This is a genomic window from Ktedonobacter sp. SOSP1-85 (assembly GCF_016587415.1).
Taxonomy (GTDB): domain Bacteria; phylum Chloroflexota; class Ktedonobacteria; order Ktedonobacterales; family Ktedonobacteraceae; genus Ktedonobacter.
This window is the reverse complement of sequence record NZ_BNJI01000001.1, coordinates 6,585,833-6,605,671: the sequence shown is the minus strand read 5'-3', so window position 1 is coordinate 6,605,671 and position 19,839 is coordinate 6,585,833. Positions and strand designations below refer to the sequence as shown.

Annotated in this window: 17 protein-coding genes and 1 pseudogene; 13 read left to right on the top strand and 5 right to left on the bottom strand. The window is 55.1% G+C overall.

Translation table 11 applies throughout. From position 1 onward, the window contains the following. Positions 1–125 precede the first annotated feature (125 nt). A pseudogene (locus KTE_RS27915) lies at positions 126–1,290 on the bottom strand (RNA-guided endonuclease InsQ/TnpB family protein). Positions 1,291–1,453: 163 nt separating this feature from the next. On the opposite strand from KTE_RS27915, the gene KTE_RS27910 reads away from it, so the two are divergent. The 8 genes from KTE_RS27910 (at position 1,454) to KTE_RS27875 (ending at position 8,934) form a co-directional block, all read left to right on the top strand. Then, positions 1,454–2,695 (top strand): AAA family ATPase, encoded by a 1,242-nt coding sequence (locus KTE_RS27910; RefSeq protein ID WP_201386796.1) that lies wholly within the window; start codon positions 1,454–1,456, stop codon positions 2,693–2,695. Between the two features lie 125 nt (positions 2,696–2,820). Further along, positions 2,821–3,162 carry a hypothetical protein gene (locus KTE_RS27905; RefSeq protein WP_201386795.1) on the top strand — a complete coding sequence of 114 codons (342 nt, stop codon included), beginning with the start codon at positions 2,821–2,823 and terminating at the stop codon, positions 3,160–3,162. A gap of 91 nt (positions 3,163–3,253) precedes the next feature. Further along, positions 3,254–3,730: a flavin reductase family protein gene (locus KTE_RS27900; RefSeq protein ID WP_201386794.1), complete on the top strand. Its 477-nt coding sequence runs from the start codon at positions 3,254–3,256 to the stop codon at positions 3,728–3,730. A gap of 150 nt (positions 3,731–3,880) precedes the next feature. Continuing rightward, positions 3,881–4,534 (top strand): HIT family protein, encoded by a 654-nt coding sequence (locus tag KTE_RS27895; RefSeq protein WP_201386793.1) that lies wholly within the window; start codon positions 3,881–3,883, stop codon positions 4,532–4,534. After that, on the top strand, positions 4,524–5,390 hold the full coding sequence (locus KTE_RS27890) for an alpha/beta fold hydrolase (RefSeq protein WP_201386791.1): 867 nt from the start codon (positions 4,524–4,526) through the stop codon (positions 5,388–5,390). Before KTE_RS27895 ends, KTE_RS27890 begins: the two co-directional genes overlap by 11 nt. 335 nt (positions 5,391–5,725) lie before the next feature. Then, positions 5,726–6,064 carry a hypothetical protein gene (locus KTE_RS27885; protein ID WP_201386789.1) on the top strand — a complete coding sequence of 113 codons (339 nt, stop codon included), beginning with the start codon at positions 5,726–5,728 and terminating at the stop codon, positions 6,062–6,064. 361 nt (positions 6,065–6,425) lie between these two features. Then, positions 6,426–7,274 (top strand): 3-hydroxyacyl-CoA dehydrogenase family protein, encoded by an 849-nt coding sequence (locus KTE_RS27880; RefSeq protein WP_201386787.1) that lies wholly within the window; start codon positions 6,426–6,428, stop codon positions 7,272–7,274. 241 nt (positions 7,275–7,515) lie between these two features. Then, positions 7,516–8,934, top strand: a complete 1,419-nt coding sequence (locus tag KTE_RS27875; RefSeq protein ID WP_236600619.1) for a transposase — start codon at positions 7,516–7,518, stop codon at positions 8,932–8,934. Positions 8,935–8,985: 51 nt separating this feature from the next. On the opposite strand, the gene KTE_RS27870 is transcribed toward KTE_RS27875, so the two are convergent. Then, the gene (locus tag KTE_RS27870) at positions 8,986–9,762 is read right to left on the bottom strand and encodes a hypothetical protein (protein ID WP_201386785.1); all 777 of its coding nucleotides are present in this window, start codon (positions 9,760–9,762) and stop codon (positions 8,986–8,988) included. Between the two features lie 902 nt (positions 9,763–10,664). Here KTE_RS27870 and recQ point away from each other — a divergent pair. Both recQ and KTE_RS27860 read left to right on the top strand, forming a co-directional pair. Further along, positions 10,665–12,884 carry a DNA helicase RecQ gene (gene recQ / locus KTE_RS27865; protein WP_201386783.1) on the top strand — a complete coding sequence of 740 codons (2,220 nt, stop codon included), beginning with the start codon at positions 10,665–10,667 and terminating at the stop codon, positions 12,882–12,884. Between the two features lie 187 nt (positions 12,885–13,071). Continuing rightward, positions 13,072–13,806, top strand: coding sequence for a hypothetical protein (locus KTE_RS27860; RefSeq protein ID WP_201386781.1), 735 nt, complete (start codon positions 13,072–13,074; stop codon positions 13,804–13,806). 369 nt (positions 13,807–14,175) lie between these two features. On the opposite strand, the gene KTE_RS48985 is transcribed toward KTE_RS27860, so the two are convergent. The 3 genes from KTE_RS48985 to KTE_RS27850 all read right to left on the bottom strand — a co-directional run bounded on the left by KTE_RS48985 (position 14,176) and on the right by KTE_RS27850 (position 15,878). Further along, the gene (locus tag KTE_RS48985; RefSeq protein WP_255552955.1) at positions 14,176–14,304 is read right to left on the bottom strand and encodes a hypothetical protein; all 129 of its coding nucleotides are present in this window, start codon (positions 14,302–14,304) and stop codon (positions 14,176–14,178) included. 132 nt (positions 14,305–14,436) lie between these two features. Further along, the gene (locus tag KTE_RS27855) at positions 14,437–15,435 is read right to left on the bottom strand and encodes a tyrosine-type recombinase/integrase (protein ID WP_201386779.1); all 999 of its coding nucleotides are present in this window, start codon (positions 15,433–15,435) and stop codon (positions 14,437–14,439) included. Between the two features lie 98 nt (positions 15,436–15,533). Continuing rightward, positions 15,534–15,878, bottom strand: coding sequence for a transposase family protein (locus KTE_RS27850; RefSeq protein WP_201386777.1), 345 nt, complete (start codon positions 15,876–15,878; stop codon positions 15,534–15,536). Between the two features lie 432 nt (positions 15,879–16,310). Here KTE_RS27850 and KTE_RS27845 point away from each other — a divergent pair, with 432 nt between their 5' ends. The 3 genes from KTE_RS27845 (at position 16,311) to KTE_RS27835 (ending at position 19,793) form a co-directional block, all read left to right on the top strand. Next, entirely contained in the window at positions 16,311–17,099 is a 789-nt protein-coding gene (locus KTE_RS27845) for an SDR family NAD(P)-dependent oxidoreductase (RefSeq protein ID WP_201386775.1), read from the top strand. 41 nt (positions 17,100–17,140) lie between these two features. Next, positions 17,141–17,959, top strand: a complete 819-nt coding sequence (locus tag KTE_RS27840) for a MerR family transcriptional regulator (protein ID WP_201386773.1) — start codon at positions 17,141–17,143, stop codon at positions 17,957–17,959. Positions 17,960–18,272: 313 nt separating this feature from the next. Next, complete coding sequence (locus KTE_RS27835; RefSeq protein ID WP_201387275.1) at positions 18,273–19,793, top strand: ISNCY family transposase; 1,521 nt, start codon at positions 18,273–18,275, stop codon at positions 19,791–19,793. Positions 19,794–19,839: the final 46 nt, after the last annotated feature.

The following is a 19,839-nucleotide window of genomic DNA, read 5'->3' as shown; positions in this document are numbered from 1 at the left end:
GAGAACAGAGCGCTACTATCCTGCTCCGATTAATGTAGGAAAACGTATGCAAGCATCGCCTTCCAGATCTTTCGTTGTTGCTGCTTCACTCGTAGGTGCCTCAAGACCGGTTGGTCTTTTTGGTCTTACCCCGCGTCCACAGCCAAGTTTACGCCATCGTCCGAGCCAGTACCGGTGGCGACTTGATCTATGAGCCCGATCAAGCGTAGGGCTTCCCACAGCACATTCTGAGCGGCATTGTGATCCCGATCTTGCGGAAATTGAGAGTACGGACATGAGGGATTCTGACAAGTAAACACCCGGTCTTTGAGCGTCATGTCTTCCCATGTCCACCCGCAGCAGTGACAGGTTTTGACTTCCAGGAAAGAAGCGGCCCACCTTGATCATCTGTCCCCCGCGTTGCGCGACCTTGGCCTCCAGCAGACGCCTGAGCGCGCCCAGCGAGGCATCAGAGAAGGAGCGAGCCAGGCGTCGGTTCTTGAGGAGTCCCTTGAGGTTCAAGGTTTCCACTCCCACGATCCCATAACTGTCCGCCAGTCGGGTGGTCAGTTTCTGGAGCGCATCTTCGCGTAGACAGGCAATGCGGTAGTGCAGGCGTGCGACCTGCCTGCGGGCTTGCTCCCGGTTGTTTGATCCTGGTTTGCGGCGATGCAGGCGCTTGTTCGCCCGGCGCAGTTTCCCCAGAGCCGTTTTGAGGAAGGCTTGGTTCTCGACTCCCTCTCCCGTACTCAAGGTCGCCAGGTGGTTGAGCCCCACATCGATGCCCACCGCCGCCGATTTCTTCACCGGGATCTCATCAGGCATCTCCACCTGGATCGAGACAAACCACCAGTCCGCGGTTTTGGTGATCCGAGCACTGGTGACCTTGCCAGCAAAGCGGAGATTCTCGGCCATATTCACCCATCCGAGCTTGGGAACCCACATGCGATGATCCCCAAGTTCAAACTGATCGTTGGCGAGATAGAAGCTGGGTTTACTGCGCTTCTTGCTTTTCAACTTCGGGTGACAGGCTTTGCCTTCAAAAAAGGCTGTAAAGGCTTTTCCCAGGTCCAGGAACGGCTGATCCGAGGCGTTCTTGGTGACCTCCCAGGTCCAAGGGAATTGCTCACGCCGGATTTCATTGAAGTGCTTCTTGAGTTTCAAGGCGGTCGGTTTCTCCCCCGCCTCATACTGCCGATTCCATTCGGCCAGCGCCCAATTCCACACGAATCGTGCAACCCCTGCTGCTTTCGCCAAGTAGACGTGTTGTTCTTTGGTTGGATGCAGGCGTATTTTATGCGCACGAATCATGTGTTCACTCCACTTATTCTACACTAAACTATCTCATGCCCTTTTTATTATAGAACACTTATTCTTCTTTGTCAAGGAAAAAGCTTTGTCTGCTCCTTGATACCCTCTCAATACATTTTCTTCGCTTTTGGTCAACTGTTAAATTCTCTTTGCTCGCCCCAGGATGCCGATTACCTCATGCAAAGACTTTATTACCTTTCAGCCCTATCAGCCAAAGTATCCCTGGCCAATTGAGAATCTGTTGGCGCCTGGTCTGACGCTGCTCACAGGAGCGCCACGCTCGGGGAAGACCTCTCTGGCCTATCAGCTCATGCAGCATGTGGCGCACGGCACCCACGCCTTTGGCCAGTCTGAGCAATTTCATACACGCCAGCACTCCGTCCTCTACCTCGCCCTGGATACGCCTACTACAGGCCTCGTTCAGCTCCATGAGCGCTATAGCGCGAGCCATTCTGGCCAATCACCCAGCGAACGCTGTCACCTGACCAATACCTGGTCGCCCCTGACCGAACGCGAGGGGCTTCAGGACCTGGAGACCTGGCTCTCCGTGCATATGGATGCTCGCCTGCTCGTCATCGATAACCTGGCGGCCCTCCGTACGCTCTTCAAGGGCAACGATCGCGAGCTACTGGGCATCCTGCGTCGCCTGGCTGAGCGTCTGCAGATCGGTATTCTACTCCTACATACCTGCACATCCTCCTCGCCCCTGGTGGCCCACGTGGATCACCATCTACATCTCAAGCGCTTAAAGACACCATCCTATTATCGCCTCGATGTCCTCGGAACACTGCTCAAACCCGCCTCGCACCTGCTCTACTGCCCAGTTGATGCCATGCAATTCCAACTCGCTGAGCCGGAAGATACCTTCGCCATCGAGACCCTCAACGCGCCCAAGGCCCTCTCGCCTGAGCGCCTCACCATTCTACGCCTCTTCCACGAACAGGCAACACCACTTACCCCCGCGCAGATCACCTCGACCCTCGCCATGAGTCCCGTAAATGTCCGCCAGTTACTGCACTCTATGACCAGTAGCTATATGCTGACCTCACCCTCGTATGGCCACTACGCTCTCGCGCCCTCTATCGTCCCGCTCCTGCCTGAACTCCTGGAGCACCACGTCACCATAGGCAAAAAAGCCAACGCTCACACTTCTCCTGCTGCGGATACGACTCCGGAACCTTTCAGCACCGCACCTGATGCTTTGACTTCGCTCACAGACATACACGCCAATACGATACATCACACTTCTACAGCCTTCCCAAACAAGCAGAGCGCGAGTAAGGTGTCTCCTCCACAGCCGCCAATCATCACAAACACACAACATAACCCACCAGCCTCCCCCTCTCACTTTGGCTTCATCCAGCTCAATCGTGCTCAGCGTCGCGCGCTCAAGCACTGGGGCTAAAAAGGTGCATACAAAAGAGAACTAGCTCACAGTCAGGGACTCGATTTTCTGTTACCCTGTCATTAGTAGAGATTGTTATGAATACTTTCTAAACCCATCTAAGGGCAGGAAAGGATACAACGCTAATGGAAGATCGAGATGTTGCCAGGCGGCTCACCTCACTGCAAGCCAGAATGAACCGGATCGAAAACCTCATGCAGCAGTTGCTGCTCACCCTGACGAGTTCTCATGCCCATATGGAACAAACACAGCTCCTGCGCAACATACTGCAGGAACTACGCAGCGACCCAACTCCACACACACCGGAGGTTGGTCTTCCAACAAACAGTCCATCACAGGAACGGCCAGAGCTTGTTGCTATTCGCCAGGCCTTACTGGCAGGCCAAAGGTTGAAAGCCATTCAGCTCTATCGCAGTTTGTATGGTGTCAGTTTACAAGAGGCCCAGAACGCCATTGACACCATGTAGAGTTGGTCAGTACATCCTTTCTGGCAACGCTCTGCGTGATAACATACAATAAAAGAAATACATCACGTTCGCTTAGAGAAAGGATGCACTCATGGACCCTGCGATCAAGAAACAGGTGTTGCGCCTGTTTACGTACGGACTCTACGCGGTATCCTGCGCCGAGGGGGACGAGGTCAATGCCTTTACGGCCAACTGGCTCTCCCAGGTCTCGTTCGAGCCACCACTCGTCGCCGTTTCTATCGAGAAAGATGCCAAGTCCCTACCCATGATCCAGCGCAGCCAGAAGTTCGCCATCAATGTGCTACGCACGGGGCAGCGTGAGCTTGCCGGGACACTCGGCAAGTCTGGTTTTAAGTATCCCGATAAGCTCCAGGGCATCAGCCATGAGCTACGCCCCGATGGCTACGTGGTCCTGCACGACGCCCTGGGCTGGGTTGGCTGCGAGGTGCGCAATAGCATGGACGCCGGGGACTCCATTCTCGTCCTGGCGGAGGTAGTCGACGTTGGCTTGATCGTCGAGGGCCAGCCCCTCAGCATGGCCGAGGCCGGCTTCCGCCACGCAGGATAAAGTGTCTGTTGAATGGGCATGTGGCAGGGACATTCGCCCCTGCCACATGCCCATTCAACAGAACTCTTGCACAGTGCAAGGCAATATGGAATAATTAGCGCTTAAGAGCAATGAAATTATAATAGCTGTTATCTTATAAGGAGCCCCTGCATGCAACAAGGGAGCAGCATCACGCAAGCTGATGAGAAGAGCTGCACCTTCTGTCATAGCGCGGCTATCGCGCCATATATTCTGAAGGAATCGCAAAACTTTCGTATCGTTACCGATCACGCCCCCCTTGTCGAGGGCCACCTGCTCATCATACCGAAAGAGCACTATCGCTGCTATGGCGACGTGCCCGCCGCGTTGGATGAGGAGCTTTTCACACTGAAGGACGAGGTCAAACGCTTCTTCGAGCGCTTCTATGCCCCCATCATCTACTGGGAACACGGCATCTTCCGTCAAACGGTCTTCCATGCCCACCTGCACTGCTTCCCCTTTGGCGAGATCGTTTACGACCTCTCACAAGATATGCACGTACAGGTCGTTAAGCAGCAGGACGATATTCGCCAGTGGTTTCATCACCAGGGGCACTACTTCTACCTGGAAGACACGCATCACGCTATGCTCTTCCCACCAGAGCTTGAGCCTTATACGCGTATTATTCAGGATGTCCTGCGTCCAGGCGCCCTTGGCCGCAATGGACACACACAGTGGCGGTCCGTTCCCCAGCGCATCGAAGAGGGGAAGACCCTTATTCGCTCAACAATCGAGCGCTGGCAGATATTTCAGCAGCAAGAACAGGAGGCAGGGTATGCCAATTGAACCACTCAAAAACGGCCTGGTCGCATGCGACGAGATCACGCTTCACTATGTCGAATGGGGCAAGGAGGGGACGCCTATCATCTGCCTCCACGGCCTGACCGCCAATGCCTACTGCTTTCAAGCCTTCGCCGATGCCTTCGCCTCCAATCATCGCGTGATCGCCTATGATCTGCGCGGACGTGGCGACAGCGACAAACCTTCTACTGGCTATAGCGTCCCTATTCACGCGCGGGACCTCGCGGCGTTCATCGACGCCCTTCAGCTTGAGCAGCCCATCATCATTGGGCACTCGCTGGGCGCACTCATCGCCCTCTACTTCGCAGCCCATTACCCCGATAAGCTGAGCAAGCTTGTGCTTATCGACGCGGGCGCTCCCCTGCCCTGGAGCGGGCAGGATGATATGCCCACCTGGCTTACCGCCGCCATTTCACGCCTGGGCGTTACCCTTCCCTCCTACCAGGATTACCTGGCCCGTCTCAAGCAGGCCCCCTACCTCGCTCCCTACTGGAACCAGTACATCGATCTCTATTTCGAGCACGATGTACGTATTGAGCAGGATGGCTCCGTCATCTCTAAGGCCTTTGCCCACGGCATCCTGGAGGAGGGCCTGAACTATCCCCAGGCCCAACCCGAGGCCCAGTGGGAACAGGTGCAGGCGCCAACCCTCTTATTACGTGCCGGGCAGGGCCTCTTCAGCGAGAGCGACCAGCTGCTCTCCCAGGAGGATGCTAAACGCATCCATCACACTATCGCCAACTGCGCCTATCGCGACCTCCCCAACCTCAACCACTACACCATCATCTTTGGCGTCGATCCCGTCCCCGCCCAGGAGATCCAAAGCTTTATCGAAGGCTAAGAAAAAAACCAAACAAATTGTAGGGTCCATGCTAGCATGGACCCTACAGTCTCTTTTAGTCTCCTTTTATCCACTCATATCACAGCTATCCGCCAGGCACAAAGTAGAGTATACTATCAGCGAACAACACCTGCAAATACGGTATGAGGTAAACGTCCATGTCTCTCAAGATGTCCCTGCTTCGCGCCCTCCTTCCGCCCTTTATCCTGAGCACCATACTGACGCTCGTATTTACCCTCTTCCATCAGCTTACACTGCTATGTTATATAGCGAGCGCTTATGCAATATTGCTGGTAATAGCTATGGCTTTCCGTACGCTTACTATAGGAAAATCTATGCACGAGGCCCAGAAAAAAGGGGAAGATACAAGTGGTTTTATATATGTAGCCGCGCTATTCCTCCCACTTATAACGTGGCTTTTCTTTCTATCAAATCTCATATCTCTCCCTGACAAGATAGAAAATAGCCACTCGCCAATATTTAGCATTATTTTCACTATCCAGACCTACTTAACGCTTATTTTAGGTCCCCCAACTGAAGTCGCTTTAACCCTGTCTTTGCTGGGAAGAACAAAACTGGTTACCAAATATTTCGCATTCTTCGGGATACCCGCCTCCACAGCAGAGCCATCTGACGCTGAAGAGGCTCTCCAGCCCGGTAGGGACCAGCTTTAGCGCGTCCGAACGCCATTCATGGCAGTGCGGCGCAAGCCGGTTCTCCGAAGAGATTGCGTTCATCTCATGATAATGCCAATCCTAACGTTTGGGGCTGCGCCTGCATGCGATTAATCGCCTTTGGACGCGCTAAAGCTGGTCCCTACCGACTTTTGGAGCAGATTCGCGCGATGGGGTTGATTAATTTAAATCGGCGCCGTAACCCTTTAAAGGGGACACGGCACGGCACCCAGTGAAGGGGGCTAGGCTGCAGGGCGCATTCGCCTCGCAAGCCAGTTTTGTGATACATTAGTACACGGTGGCGAGAGGATTATCCTGCTCGTTTTCAGAACCTACGCTTTTATTTTGAAAGGAAGATTCGATGGAGATTCGTAAAGTAGGTGTCATTGGGTGTGGCCTTATGGGGAGCGGGATCGCGCAGACGTGCGCCCAGGCTGGCTATGAAACAATCGTGCGCGAGGTCGCGCAGGACTTTCTCGATAAAGGTATGGCACGTATCCAGGGTGCCTGGGATATGATGCTTCAAAAGGGCAAGATCAACGAGGAGCAAGCTCGCGACTATAAGAATCACCTGCGCGGCACCCTCGATACCAAAGACCTGGCCGACTGCGATCTCGTCATCGAGGCGGTCATCGAGAATATGGAGGAGAAGCTCCGCCTCTTCCCAGCCCTCGATAACGCCCTCAAGCCCGAGGCCCTGATCCTCAGCAACACCTCCTCGCTCAACATCACGCAGATGGGCGCCGTCACCAAGCGCGCCGACAAGGTCTGTGGCCTGCACTTCTTTAATCCCGCACCCGTCATGAAGCTCGTCGAGATCGTGCGCACAATTTCTACCTCCGACGAGACCGTTGAGACGGTGCGCGCCTTCGCCAAGTCGCTGGGCAAGACACCGGTCGTGGCCAAAGATACGGCAGGCTTTATCGTCAACTTCCTGCTCATCCCCTACCTCCTCGCCGCCATCCGCATGTACGAGAATGGGCTGGCAAGCAAAGAGGATATCGATACGGCTATGAAGCTGGGTTGTGGCTATCCTATGGGTCCGCTGACCCTACTCGACTATGTGGGTCTCGATACCACACTCTGGGCCGCTGAGGCGCTCTATGAAGAATTTAAAGAGCCGCTCTACGCGCCATCCCCCCTCCTGCGCCGCATGGTCAACTCCGGTATGCTTGGCCGCAAGAGCGGGCGCGGCTTCTACGAATACTAACCCTCATCAAAATAAAAAAGTCCGGCTTCCCCACGAGGGGGAAGTCGGCCCTCCTAAGCATCGCAGCTAGAGGCACCTCTATTTTACCACGTCCATAAGCTCCGCTCCAACACCATTGAAACCATCACCAAACCTGTGGCATTCCTTTTGTGAGGAGGGAGGCAGGGAGCATGCTTGCATGCATGCTCCATCTGTTTTTACTTCCTTGACATGCGCCTGACTATTCTGCTATACTTCAGCTATGAAAACGGTGATGACAGCAAAACTCAAGCTTCATACGACACCAGCGCAGTTTCAGCTCTTGCGCGCGACCCAGCTTGCCTATCGCGATGCGCTCAATTCCGTGAGTCGCTATGCTTTCGAGCATGGCAAGATAAGCAATGCTGTTCGCTTGCAAGAGGGAACCTATGATGAGATCCGCACTCGTTTTCATCTGCCCTCCCAAATGACCTGTTCCGTTCCTCGCCAGGTAGGAGCCACCTACAAGGCCCTCTGGACGAAGGTCAAGCAGAATGCGCAGGCCCGGCTGGCTGGAAAGACCAGGAAGCGCTACAAAGGGTTGGATCAGCCTCCCACCTTTGTGTCTCCCACCCTGACCTACCAGTACGGCAAGGACTATAGCTTCAAGAAAGGGCAACAGGTCAGCATCTTGACGCTTGCGGGACGGGTCGTGCTTCCCTATACCGGCTATGACGAGCATACCGCCCTCATCCAGAAGGGGGCCGAGATTGGCTCGGCCAAGCTCTGGTATGACAAGCCCAGGAAACAGTTCTATGTGCTCGTCTCCCTGAAGCAAGCGATTGCAGACCCAACCCCAGAGACTCACAAGCAGGTGGTGGGAATGGATGTTGGGATGCGCTACCTGGCCGTCACCTCAACGGCGACCGGAGAGACGACCTTCCATTCGGGCAAACGCCTGGTGGCCAGGTCGCATCATTACGCCCGACTGAGAAAGCGTCTTCAGCACAAAGGCACTCGTTCCGCCACGCGCAAACTCATGCAAATCAGCGGACGAGAGAGACGGTTAAAGCAAGACGCCAATCATGTCGTTTCCAAATGCATTGTGCACACCCATCCTGGCAGTCTGATTGGCTTGGAGGATCTGACCCACATCCGTGAGAGGACTAGGCGCAAACATGGCAAGAAGGCCTCTCGCAAGCAGCGCAAAGCCAACACCGCGCACTCCAAATGGTCGTTTGCCGAGCTGCATGCCATGATCGCCTACAAAGCGCTGCTTCACAAAAGCATGGCCATCAAAGTGGATGCCCACTACACGAGCAAAGCCTGCCCCCGGTGTGGGCATACCTGTGATGCCAATCGACCCAACAAAGGCTTGTTGTTTGTCTGTCAGAACTGTCAGTATACGCTGCATGCTGATCTGGTGGGTGCCAGGAACCTTGCCATGCGGACGTTGCTCATTCGACAGGATTGGGTGAGCACGGGGCTCTTGTCAGTTGCCCCTGATGTGTCGGATCGTGAAGCCAAAGCAGCACGCCTTCGCCGGTATGCCGAATTGCGGTGGAATCCAGATACAAGCTCCCGTGCTTTCGCCGGGGCATCTGACATCTCCCAAACATACCACGCTTTAAAAAAGCGGGTGTTGTCGGCATGCTTTTCGCGTATACCGGCAACACCCGCTTTTTTACAAGAAATACCATAAAAATAAGGGATGCAAGAGCTGCTTACATCCCTTAGGGCCTGGCCTCGTTACCTAGCCATTGGCAGGTAAAGGTCTTCTGCCGCGAGAAACGACCTTGCGGCGCTCACCCACAAACTTCTGCGGGATGGGTGACACTTCTTCGTGATGGAACGAACCACTGGCATCGGTATTGATACCAGGATAGTTCGGGCCATAGTTGTAGTGTCCCGTCTGCGCAGGAGAGAGCTGCCCACGTCCAAACAGGGGGGTCCCGTTTAAGGACGGTAGCACGGGTTCAACCGCGTCGTCATATAGATCATCGGGAACCACATCGAGACCTCGATCCAGCAAGGTATCCTCGCTGACATTCAGGCGTACAATGCTTCCTTTGATGATCTCCTCAACAGCCTCATGAGGCACATAGAGCACTTTAGCGAACACATCTCCACGTTCGGCCAGAATATAGCGACCAAAACGCGCCTTGACGGTGCCAAGCCACTGCCCGTTCTTGTCCAGGACTTCCTGGCCAAGCTGGAAACGAGCGTTGGGATTGAAGACCTTGTAGCGCTCCTTGGGTGCCGCCATAGGATCTTCCAGGGCCCAGCCCATGATACCGACGATGATAAATGGTGCGCCGATATAGGTGAGCAAGGCACTATCAGGAAGGCCCAGCAATCCAGCGACTGTGACAAGAATCGCTGCACTCAGAATGAGTGGCCACAGGCTTGGATTGGGCAGGTGGATGTGATGCTCTTCTTCCGCGCTCTCAACCTCCGCCTCCTCAATGGCTGCGGAATGCTGCTTCAGCTCATCTGCTGTGAGACTAGCACTGTGAAGAGAACTATCCATAAGCTCCACTTTCCTCAAAGAATTTTCTACCGCCGCCTCACCAGCCCCAGGCAAGCCTGCGCTTACTCGTAGACGCATACGCGTCCATGCTGGATCTGCCGCGACAGGATATAATCCGTGAGGACGAAAAATTCCCTAGTGCATCTACCCTTGACCTCTTCGGTTCCTGCCGGGTATACTCCACTTAAGAAGAATGGTTTTGAGCGGCCTGGCGCCAGGGCGCAGGCGTGTTCTCACCACGCTCTCAAGGAAGATGCAACTAGAACTGTCCTATAGGTAAGCATAGCACAACTCTCCAGATTTGACCAGATCGAATACAATCGTCTCCTCATGCCTACCTGTTATATACACTTATGCAAGTATGGTAATATCCGAAGGTTAAAAGGCGGGAAATCACTATGTTCACTGAGAAGCAACGCGACCACGTACGTAATTACGTCGTGGAAATGGCGCAGGTGACCCGCGAGTCACAGGGGGCGCATTGAGCGCCGCAAACCCTGGCAGGCTGCATACTGGATCAGTGAGATTCGTAATCACGCGCTTGCCCTTGCGTGCATTCGCCTGGGAGAGAGCGCGGCCCACGGACGCGGCATTGATAAGCTTCCCGCAGTCGTCACCAAGCCGTTCGCAGATACGCTGGTGCGCTCACTCGATGAGCAAGAGTTACGTCGGGCTCTCGCGGCAGCGACAATGTGCCTGATCGCTGAAATAGAGCAATGGGACACTACGCTCTGCGCTCGTCTTCAACCACTCCTGCAAGAGTTTGGCACTCCCCAGGTCAAGGTTTAAGAGCAGGGGACTTTTGTGTAATGTACATAGCTAAAATTAGCACCCTAGTTGTAAAAGAGTAGTTCGATCTGCTATCATCAGGTGAATGTGTCTTTTAGAAGGGCTGGTGAAGTGTGCAGGATTTAGAGCAACATTTAAAGCATTATTTTGGCTACGAGGCGTTCCTCCCCGGGCAGCGCGAGGTGATTGAGCAGGCGCTCTCAGGGCGAGACGCCTTCGCCTTGATGCCAACAGGCGCGGGCAAATCCCTCATCTATCAACTCTCGGGACTCTTACTCAATGGAGTCAGTATCATTATCTCGCCCCTGATCGCGCTCATGCAGGACCAGGTCGACCGCCTGAAGACCAATGGTATTCCTGCGACCTTCCTCAATAGCGCCTTGAGCGCGAGCGAACGCTCACAGCGCGAGCGCGAGATCCTTCAGGGCAAGCTCAAACTCGTCTATGTCGCGCCCGAGCGCCTCCTGACCCAGACCTTTCTGATCTTCCTCGACGAAGTGCAGGAGCGCGTCGGCCTGGGCCTGATCGCCGTCGACGAGGCTCACTGTGTTAGCGAGTGGGGACATGACTTCCGCCCGGAGTATCGTCAGTTGGGGCGTTTACGTGTACGCTATCCCCATGTCCCGGCAATGGCCCTGACCGCAACCGCGACCGAGCGTGTACAAGAGGATATTCTCACACAGCTCAAACTGAACGATCCTTATGTGGAGGTCGCCAGCTATAACCGCCCCAACCTCTACTACGAGGTGCGCCAGAAGCATCAAAATACTTATAGCGAACTGGTCCAGTTTCTGCGTGAGCAGTCCGACGCACCAGTGATTATCTACTGCCAGAGCCGCAAAAACGTCGATACCATCGCTGATTCGCTGCAACACCACGGCATTCGTGCCCTCCCCTATCACGCGGGCCTGAGCACCGATGAGCGCACGCGCAACCAGGATAGCTTTATCCACGACGATGTCCCCGTGCTGGTGGCGACCATCGCCTTTGGCATGGGCATCGCCAAGCCGGATGTGCGCGCCGTCATTCACTACGATATGCCCAAGAGCCTGGAGGGCTACTACCAGGAGTCAGGGCGTGCCGGACGCGATGGCCTGGAGGCACGCTGCATCCTCTTCTACCAGCATGGCGACCGAATGAAGTACGAATTTATCCTTGCCCAGAAAGAGGATGAGCACGAGCTTTTGAAGGCCCGCCAGCAGATTCAGCAGGTCATCACCTATAGCGAGAGTACCGACTGCCGCCGCAAGGCCCTGCTGGCCTATTTTGGCGAGAATTTTACCGAGGAGAACTGCGGCAACTGCGATAACTGCCTGCGCCCGGTCACTCTAGAGGATCGCACCATCGACGCACAGAAGTTCCTCTCTTGCGTCTCCCGCACCCAGCAGCGTTACGGCATGCGCTATATCATTGAGATCCTGCGTGGCGCGAACACCAAGAAAATTCGCGAGATGGGCCACGACCAGCTCACCACCTATGGCATCGGTAGGGACCTGAGCGCCGACGAATGGACGCGCCTGGGACGCGCACTCCTGCAACAGGAACTCATTAGTGAGACCCAGGATGGCTATCCCGTGCTCAAGCTCAACAGGCTCTCCGCCGAGATCCTGCGCCGCCAGCGCACGGTCGAGATACCCGCTATAGCCAGCGAACAGCGCCAGGGCAGCAAACGCAACGCGCCCCAGGTCGAACTCAAGCCCGAAGAGTGGGGCCTCTACCATCACCTGCGCGAGCTGCGTAAGCGCCTGGCCGACGAGTACAACATCGCCCCCTATATCATCTTCTCCGATAACAGCCTGCAAGTCATGGCTCAGCAGCGTCCACAAACACAGAAACAGTTCGCCGCCATCCCTGGGGTAGGCGACCGCAAGCTGGAAGCTTTCTTCTCGCCCTTCACACGCGCCATTGAGGATTACTGCGATCAACATAACATGGAGGTGGGCCTGGAGATCGTCGAGGAGCCCAAGCCCGCCAGGGAAGAAGCGCCCGTCGTCCGCAAGCGCAACGCCCTGGATAGCCACCGCGCCTCCCTGGAGCTCTACCGCCAGGGATATGGCATCGAAGAGATCGCCCAGCAGCGCGGCATCTCTACCAGCACGATCATCAACCACCTATCGGCCCTGATCGAGGCAGGCGAAGAGGTCGACGTCTCGCCCCTCATTCAAGCCGGACACTACGAAGACATCGTCAACATCTACCAGCAGGTCGGCATGGAGGTCCTCAAGCCCGCCAAAGAACTACTGGGCGACGCCTATAGCTACGAAGAGCTACGCCTCGTGCGCGCCCTTATCCGCCGCGAACAAGAAACCCTCCAGAACACCTCAACACCATAGGATAAAAACACCATCGTGGTAGGGGTATCTAGTGATGGACTGGCGAGGCCAGTCCATCACTAGATACCCCTACCCCCCTGAGCACCGCAGGCGCGAAGGCGCTCCTCAGCGCCCCTTCTTTATTGACAGATAGCTATATACTAAGAAGCATCAGACTCAGCAATAGATTAAAAGGGGAAACAAACGCATGGCAGCGAAACTTAATCAAATTATCGCCGTTGAAAAAGGCACGAAAAGTCGCACCTTTCAGGAGTTGACGGAGGCACACCACGCACTCCAGAAGCCAACCCTGCTCTCTGGCATCTCCAGAACCTACCGTCCTAAGGATGAGGAGGGTGAACAGCTTCCACCGGAGTCGACCCGTGTGCAAGTCAAGGCCGAGGACATCATCCGCAAAACCATCGAAACGCTCACCAAGCTCTTCGACGTCACCGCGACCAAAGACTGGGCTAACTGCGTTGCCAAGGCAGATGTCGTTGTTGATGGCCAGGTCCTCCTCGCGCAGGTTCCCGCGACCTACCTGCTCTTCCTGGAGAAGCAATTGGTGGACCTGCATACCTTTGTCAAAAAACTGCCCGTTCTGGACGCCTCCGAGAGCTGGAACTTTGATGCCTCCGCCGACAACTGGGCGACCGAACCAGTTCAGACCACCAGGACCAAGAAGGTGCCACGCAACCACGTCAAAGCCGAGGCCACGGAGAAGCATCCCGCGCAGGTCGAGGTCTACTATGAGGACATCATCGTGGGCTACTGGCGCACCGTCAAGTTCTCTGGGTCGCTACCTGCCCGGCGCGTCAACGAACTGCTTGCCCGCGTCGAAAAGCTCCAGGAGGCAGTCAAATTCGCGCGTGAAGAGGCTAACAGCATCGAGGTCAGCGAGCAGAAACTCGGCGAGAAGGTCTTTAACTACCTCTTCGCCTGATTCGTCTTATTTACTCATGAAAAGGCAATCGTGAACGCCGCTTCGCAGCGGCTAGCTTCGCTCACACGATTGAAATGAAGGCTTGCATTTTCGCGCCCCTTGCATTAGACTGGGAGGCGGAGTACAGACTGAGACTGAAGTTCATATTGATAGATGCAGACGTCACAGGGCAGGTTCGAATCCTGCACCCGCCATATCGGGGCGGGGTAGCCCAGCGGCAGAGGCAGCGTCGGCGTCGCCCCAGAATGAGATTCTCACTCCAGCCTCAGTATTCATCGCCGAACCTCAAGTCAAGGGTTGAGGCCGCTAATCGTCGGATGCCCGTGCAATTCTGGCCCGCTCCGCCATATCTTCACATGGGGCGGTAGTTTAATAGTAAAACACGACGATCTTAAACTGAGCCTGCAACTTAAACGTATTGGGGTGCGCAATTGGGCGATACACGCGGGACCCAGGATCGGCTACTTCCTGGGTCCCAACCCTTTTTGGCCTCTCCATCGTACGCGTTCCTCTGGCTTCCCAGGCGCTTTTATGCGGGGTAACCCGATCTTGAAAACTTCGCGTTTTTCGGGTTTGACGGTAGTTCTGACGGTAGTTGGAAAATGTTACGAATTGCCTTGTTTTACACGACTACTGCGCTTCACCAAGCACACTCTTCCACCCACTCATTGCCTCTTCATGCATCGCGGGCAACACATGAGCATAGATATCAAGCGTTATCCGGCTCGAACTATGTCCGAGGATTTCGTGGATCACTTTAAAGTGCACCCCCATGCTCAGCATGATCGTGGCGGCGCTATGCCTGAGGTCGTGAAAACGGATATGGGGAAGGTCGGCCTTTTTTAGCAGTCGAGCAAAGAGTCGCGAGAGATACCGCGGATCAAGATAATCACCACGCTGATTACAAAAAACCAGATCACGCTCCTCCCAGTTATTTGCAACCTTCGATCGCTGCTCTACCTGTTGCAGACGATGCTGCCTCAATTTGTCCAGTGCAAAAGGAGGGAGCGAGATCAGCCATCTTCCTTTCGCCGTTTTCGGCTCAGTCTCTATATACCCACGTCCCTCGATATAACTGACAGTGCGCCGGACACGAACGTACTGCTGCTCAAAATGAATATCTGACCAGCGCAATCCAAGTAGCTCGCCTTTGCGCATACCAGTGATAATAGCAAGGAGGAAGAGAGCTTCCAGGCGATGGCCTTGCAGCGATGCTAAAAATGCTTGCGCTTGAGTCAGCGTCAGCGGCGTGATGTCGTATTTTTCCGCCTTTGGGGGCATCACGACATCGCACACATTACGCGCTACCAGATTCCAGCGAACCGCATCTTCTAGGGCCTGGTGGAGCACATTATGAATGGAGATGATCGTTCGAGCGTGGAGTCCATCTTCTAGCTTCTGGTTGTGAAACCGCTGCACGTGCTGAGGAGTCAATTTTTGCAGCGGTATTCTTCCTAACGCTGGAATGATGTACGTATTCATCAGTTTTCGATACTTGAGATGGCTGCTCACCTTGATCACAGGTGGTCTATGTACTTCTTCTAACCACTGCGTCAAGTATGCTCCGAGCAGTTGTTGGGAAGCAGTAATGAGTGTGCCTCGTTGCTGTTCGAGAAGCGCGAGTTTCATTTTCGCTTACACTTCTTTGCGGGTCTTACCGTAGAAATTTTTCCGCGACGGGGGTTGCAGTCGGCTGGTTCCTCTCCACACCGGCTCTGAGCTTCCCATCACGCAAAAAAGGCGGTGAGGATCTCATCCAGGTGTTTGCCGTTCACCCTTGCCAGCACATTGCAGTATGTCATTTGGCACGGTATTGTCTTGCGGTGCAGCTTAAAGTGCTCGGCAAACTGCACGGCTCGATGACGAACCCATTGCGTTGCTCCACTCAACGACGTTTGCCCTGCCAATTTCGCCAGAACGACCAGGCAGAGGATGAGCGCCAAGGAGTAGCGTTTCCCTTGTCCCCGCCGTGGATCAGGTAGCTTTTGCAGAGCTTCGTACAGCGATGCAACGACCACTGGGGCAAGGGCAGTTTCCCCACCCGGTGGCACCGTCAGTGTGGTATAGTCCATGAGCGTTTTCCTCGTAGATCTTGTTTTTTTCTACGTCGGCAAACCTGATCTGAACCGGCTTATCTTTCTCACAAAATGCCCATCATCATGTCCATTGCGTTTTTCGCCCCGCGTATCAATTGGCTCGCTCTGTGTCGCATTTTTGCGATAATTACAGATGCCTCGCCGTAACATGCTTGACGTCTGTGAGAAGTCGCAACGTGAGCAAAAAAGTGGTGTAATCTCCCCTAAAAAGTCAGAAGAAAGCCTCTTGACTTTCACCCTACCTGAACGTTGTATGCTGGTGACAAGAGTTGTTCACCTCTCTGCAAATGAGCAGGATGGAAACGTTCTGACAGAAGAAGATGTCCTTGCGTCGGTCGTTTTTTTGCTGGCTTGTGGCTGAAATGTGTTGGTCGTTTGTGTTGGAGAGACAAAAAAGGAGAAACCGAAATGGGAAAACTTGATGGAAAGGTCGCGATCGTGACCGGAGCGGGACGAGGGATAGGGCGCGCGATTGCGGAGGCATACATACAAGAAGGAGCATCAGTGACCGTCACGGCTGCGCGTGAACAGGCCGAACTCGATCAACTCGCGAAGCTGGATGGGTCTGAACGGGTGTTGGCACTGCTCGCAGATGTGACGAATCCAGAAACATGTGAGCAGATCGTGGACCAGACCACGAAGCGGTTTGGGCACGTCGATATTCTGGTCAATAACGCCGGTCGAGGTATGAAGTATGTCAGTGCTTCTTTTCTGACGGAGCCCACTCGCTTTTGGGAGGTTGAGCCTTCGGTTTGGCGTATGATTGTAGAAACAAATGTCGATGGGCCATTCTATATGGCTCGTGCAGTGGTGACACGTTGGCTTCAACAGCAGCGCGAGGGGAGCATCATTAACATCGGGGTGAGCTATGAAACGATGAAGCGGCGCGGGTTTTCTCCCTATGGGCCGTCGAAGGCTGCGCTCGAGGCAGCCTCGGCCATCTGGGCACAGGAGCTGAGCGAGGCGCGTATTCGGGTCAATATTCTGCTGCCGGGTGGCGCAACCAATACGGGGATGGTCCCCGCCCAGACGCCAGCGGATCTCCAGGCACGTTTGCTCCAGCCGGAGATCATACAGGCTCCGGCGGTGTTTCTCGCCTCCGACGCTTCGCGAGAGCTGACTGGTCATCGCTTGATTGCGACGGAATGGAGTGCGGAGCGTCAAGAGGGCAGAGCTATTGTGGAGGGAATTGGCTAACTCTTCCGAGAAAATGAGCAAGTACAGCAGGAAGAGATGAGATGTTAAAGATTCGCGATTTTGCCAGGCTCGCCGGGGTATCGATGACCACCCTGCGCTACTACGATGAGATCGGGCTCCTCAAGCCGATCTCTGTCGATCCTGAGACCGGATATCGGTTCTATACGATGGATCAGTTACCGCACCTGCATCGTATTCTGGCGTTCAAAGAGCTCGGACTGGGACTCACACAGATCGCCGAGATTCTGGACGAAAGCGTTTCTCCTCTCGCATTGCAAGGGATGCTGCGGCTCAGACAGGCACAACTCCAGCAGCAGATCCAGGCGGAACAGGAGCAACTCGTGCGCATCGAAGCGCGCCTGCGCGCCCTTGAGCAAGGCAGTTCTCTGCCGGTCTATGACGTCGTGCTCAAAGCGGTCAGGCCAATTACAGGGGTCTCACTGCACCCGACGAGGGGTGATCTGGCGGATCAAGCGTGCTGGATCGACAGCATGCTGAAGCGCTATGGAGTCAAACCCATCGATCATCTGCTCGTCGTTCATACGGAGCGTGATGACGAATGCACTCCAGGTTCCGTGGATATTGTCGCACCTGTTGATGGCAGAGACGCCGATCGGCTTTCCACACGCAGTGAGGGACGGCTGACACGGTGTGAGTTGCCAGCTTTTCCCCACATGGCCAGTACGCTCTATCATGGACATCCAGCGCTCGCGCTCCCGGCCTATCAAGCGCTGGGAACCTGGATGGAAAACAATGCCTACACCATCGTTGGACCACGCCGCAAGATTCGCCTGCGTCGGGAAGAGAATCTTGACGACGCGCTCACCGAGATCCAGTTTCCGGTCGAGAAAGCGCTATGAGCTGTCGTGCGGGATGGGACGTTCGAGCTACAGAAAGGAGAGAAGAGCCACTTTTTTGCTCACGTTGTGACTTTCCACAGACGTCAAGCATGTTACGGCGAGGCGTCTGTAATTATCGCAAAAATATGACACAGAGCGATCCAATTGACCCCTTAGGCTCCCCTCTGTCTGTCAAAATCGGCCCCCCAAAAATCTCCAGTCACAAGACCACCTCTGGAGGTTCGTCATGGCCAGAAAGCAAGCTCGCCCGAAAGCCGAGCCGCGTGTTACCCTTTCTCCACTCCAGGTTATCTGCCAAGCATGTGGATGTTGGATGAGGATGGGGCACCATAGCCACCGAACTGTCACCACGTTACAAGGCGTGACGAGGTTAACCCTCAAAGTGTATCGCTGCCGCAAGACGGAGTGCGCGCGCTTCCATCAGCCAACGCGACCAGAAGAGGAAGGCGGATGGGCTTTGCTTCATGGAGAATTTGGTCTCGATGTGATCGCCTTGGTGGGAGCACTGCGCTACCAGCAGCAGCGCAGTATTCCGCAGATCCACGAAGAATTGCAGCGACGGGGACTCCACATGGCTGAGCGTACTGTCACAAACCAGCTTTATCGCTATGAAGAGCTGCTTACGCTGCATCTGGCCGATGAAACGCGGCTGCGGCAGCGATTGAAAGAACACAAGCAGGTGATCCTGGCGCTCGATGGGCTACAGCCCGATGTAGGGCACGAGGTCTTGTGGGTGCTGCGCGATTGCTGTTCGGGAGAAGTGTTGGTAGCACGGAGTTTGCTCGGAGCGACAGAGAAGGATCTCGGTCCGCTCTTGGAGGAAGCAGCGCGGGTGTGCCAGACGCTCTCGATCCCAATCAAGGGAGTGATCACCGATGGGCAGCGCTCGGTTCGCAAGGCCGTGGCGAGCGCCTTGCCAGGTATTCCTCACCAACTCTGCCATTTTCATTACCTGCGTGAGGCAGCCAAGCCGATTGCTGCCGCCGATCTGCATGCCAAGAAAGAACTGAAAAAACGGGTGCGTGGGGTGCGCCCAATCGAGCGGGCGTTGGAAAAACGCACCGATGAGGAAGCCGAAGCGATCCGTGGCTATTGCTTGGCGGTCAGAAGTGCCCTCACTGATGATGGACGACCACCTTTGGATGCCGATGGATTACAGCTCAAAAAACGTCTCCAGGACATTTCCGACTCCATCGCTCGTGTGGAGCAAAAAAGGAAGCTCCCCGGCGAACTGAGCTGTCTTCGACAACTCGTGCAAGCAGGATTAACGGCGACAGAGTACCTCTGGCCAGCCATCGAGCACGCCTATGCGTGGGTCCATCAAGCCGCGCACCTGCTTGCCAATGCCGACCAACACGATGTGGATGCCTTGAAACAGAAGTATCAACAACTCTTGTCTACGATGGCGCAACAGCACGAGCAGCTCGGAACTCTGGCCCCTGCGGTTGAGCACTTCCAGAAAGTCACGACCAGCTATTGGGATGGTCTCTTTCAGTGCTATCAGGTGAAAGACCTGCCTCGTACCAACAATGACCTGGAACATTTCTTTGGCACTGCCCGCCATGCTGAGCGGCGCGCCACCGGACGCAAGCGGGCCTCACCAACGCTCGTCGTGCGTGGCTCAGTGCGTGTGGTTGCCGCAGGTGCCAGCCGCATCCTCTCCATTTCGGCAGCGGATCTTCGCCCCTCCAACGTGACCGCTTGGCGGGCACTTCGCCAAACCCTGGACTATCGACAGGAGGGTCGTCGTCGCCAACTCCGCTTCCGTCGTGATCCACAGACCTATCTCGCCTCGCTGGAAGAGCGTCTCTGCAGATCAGGTTTGCCGTCGTAGAAAAAAACAATGAAGAGAATAAACAAGCTCACTTTTACAGCGAACA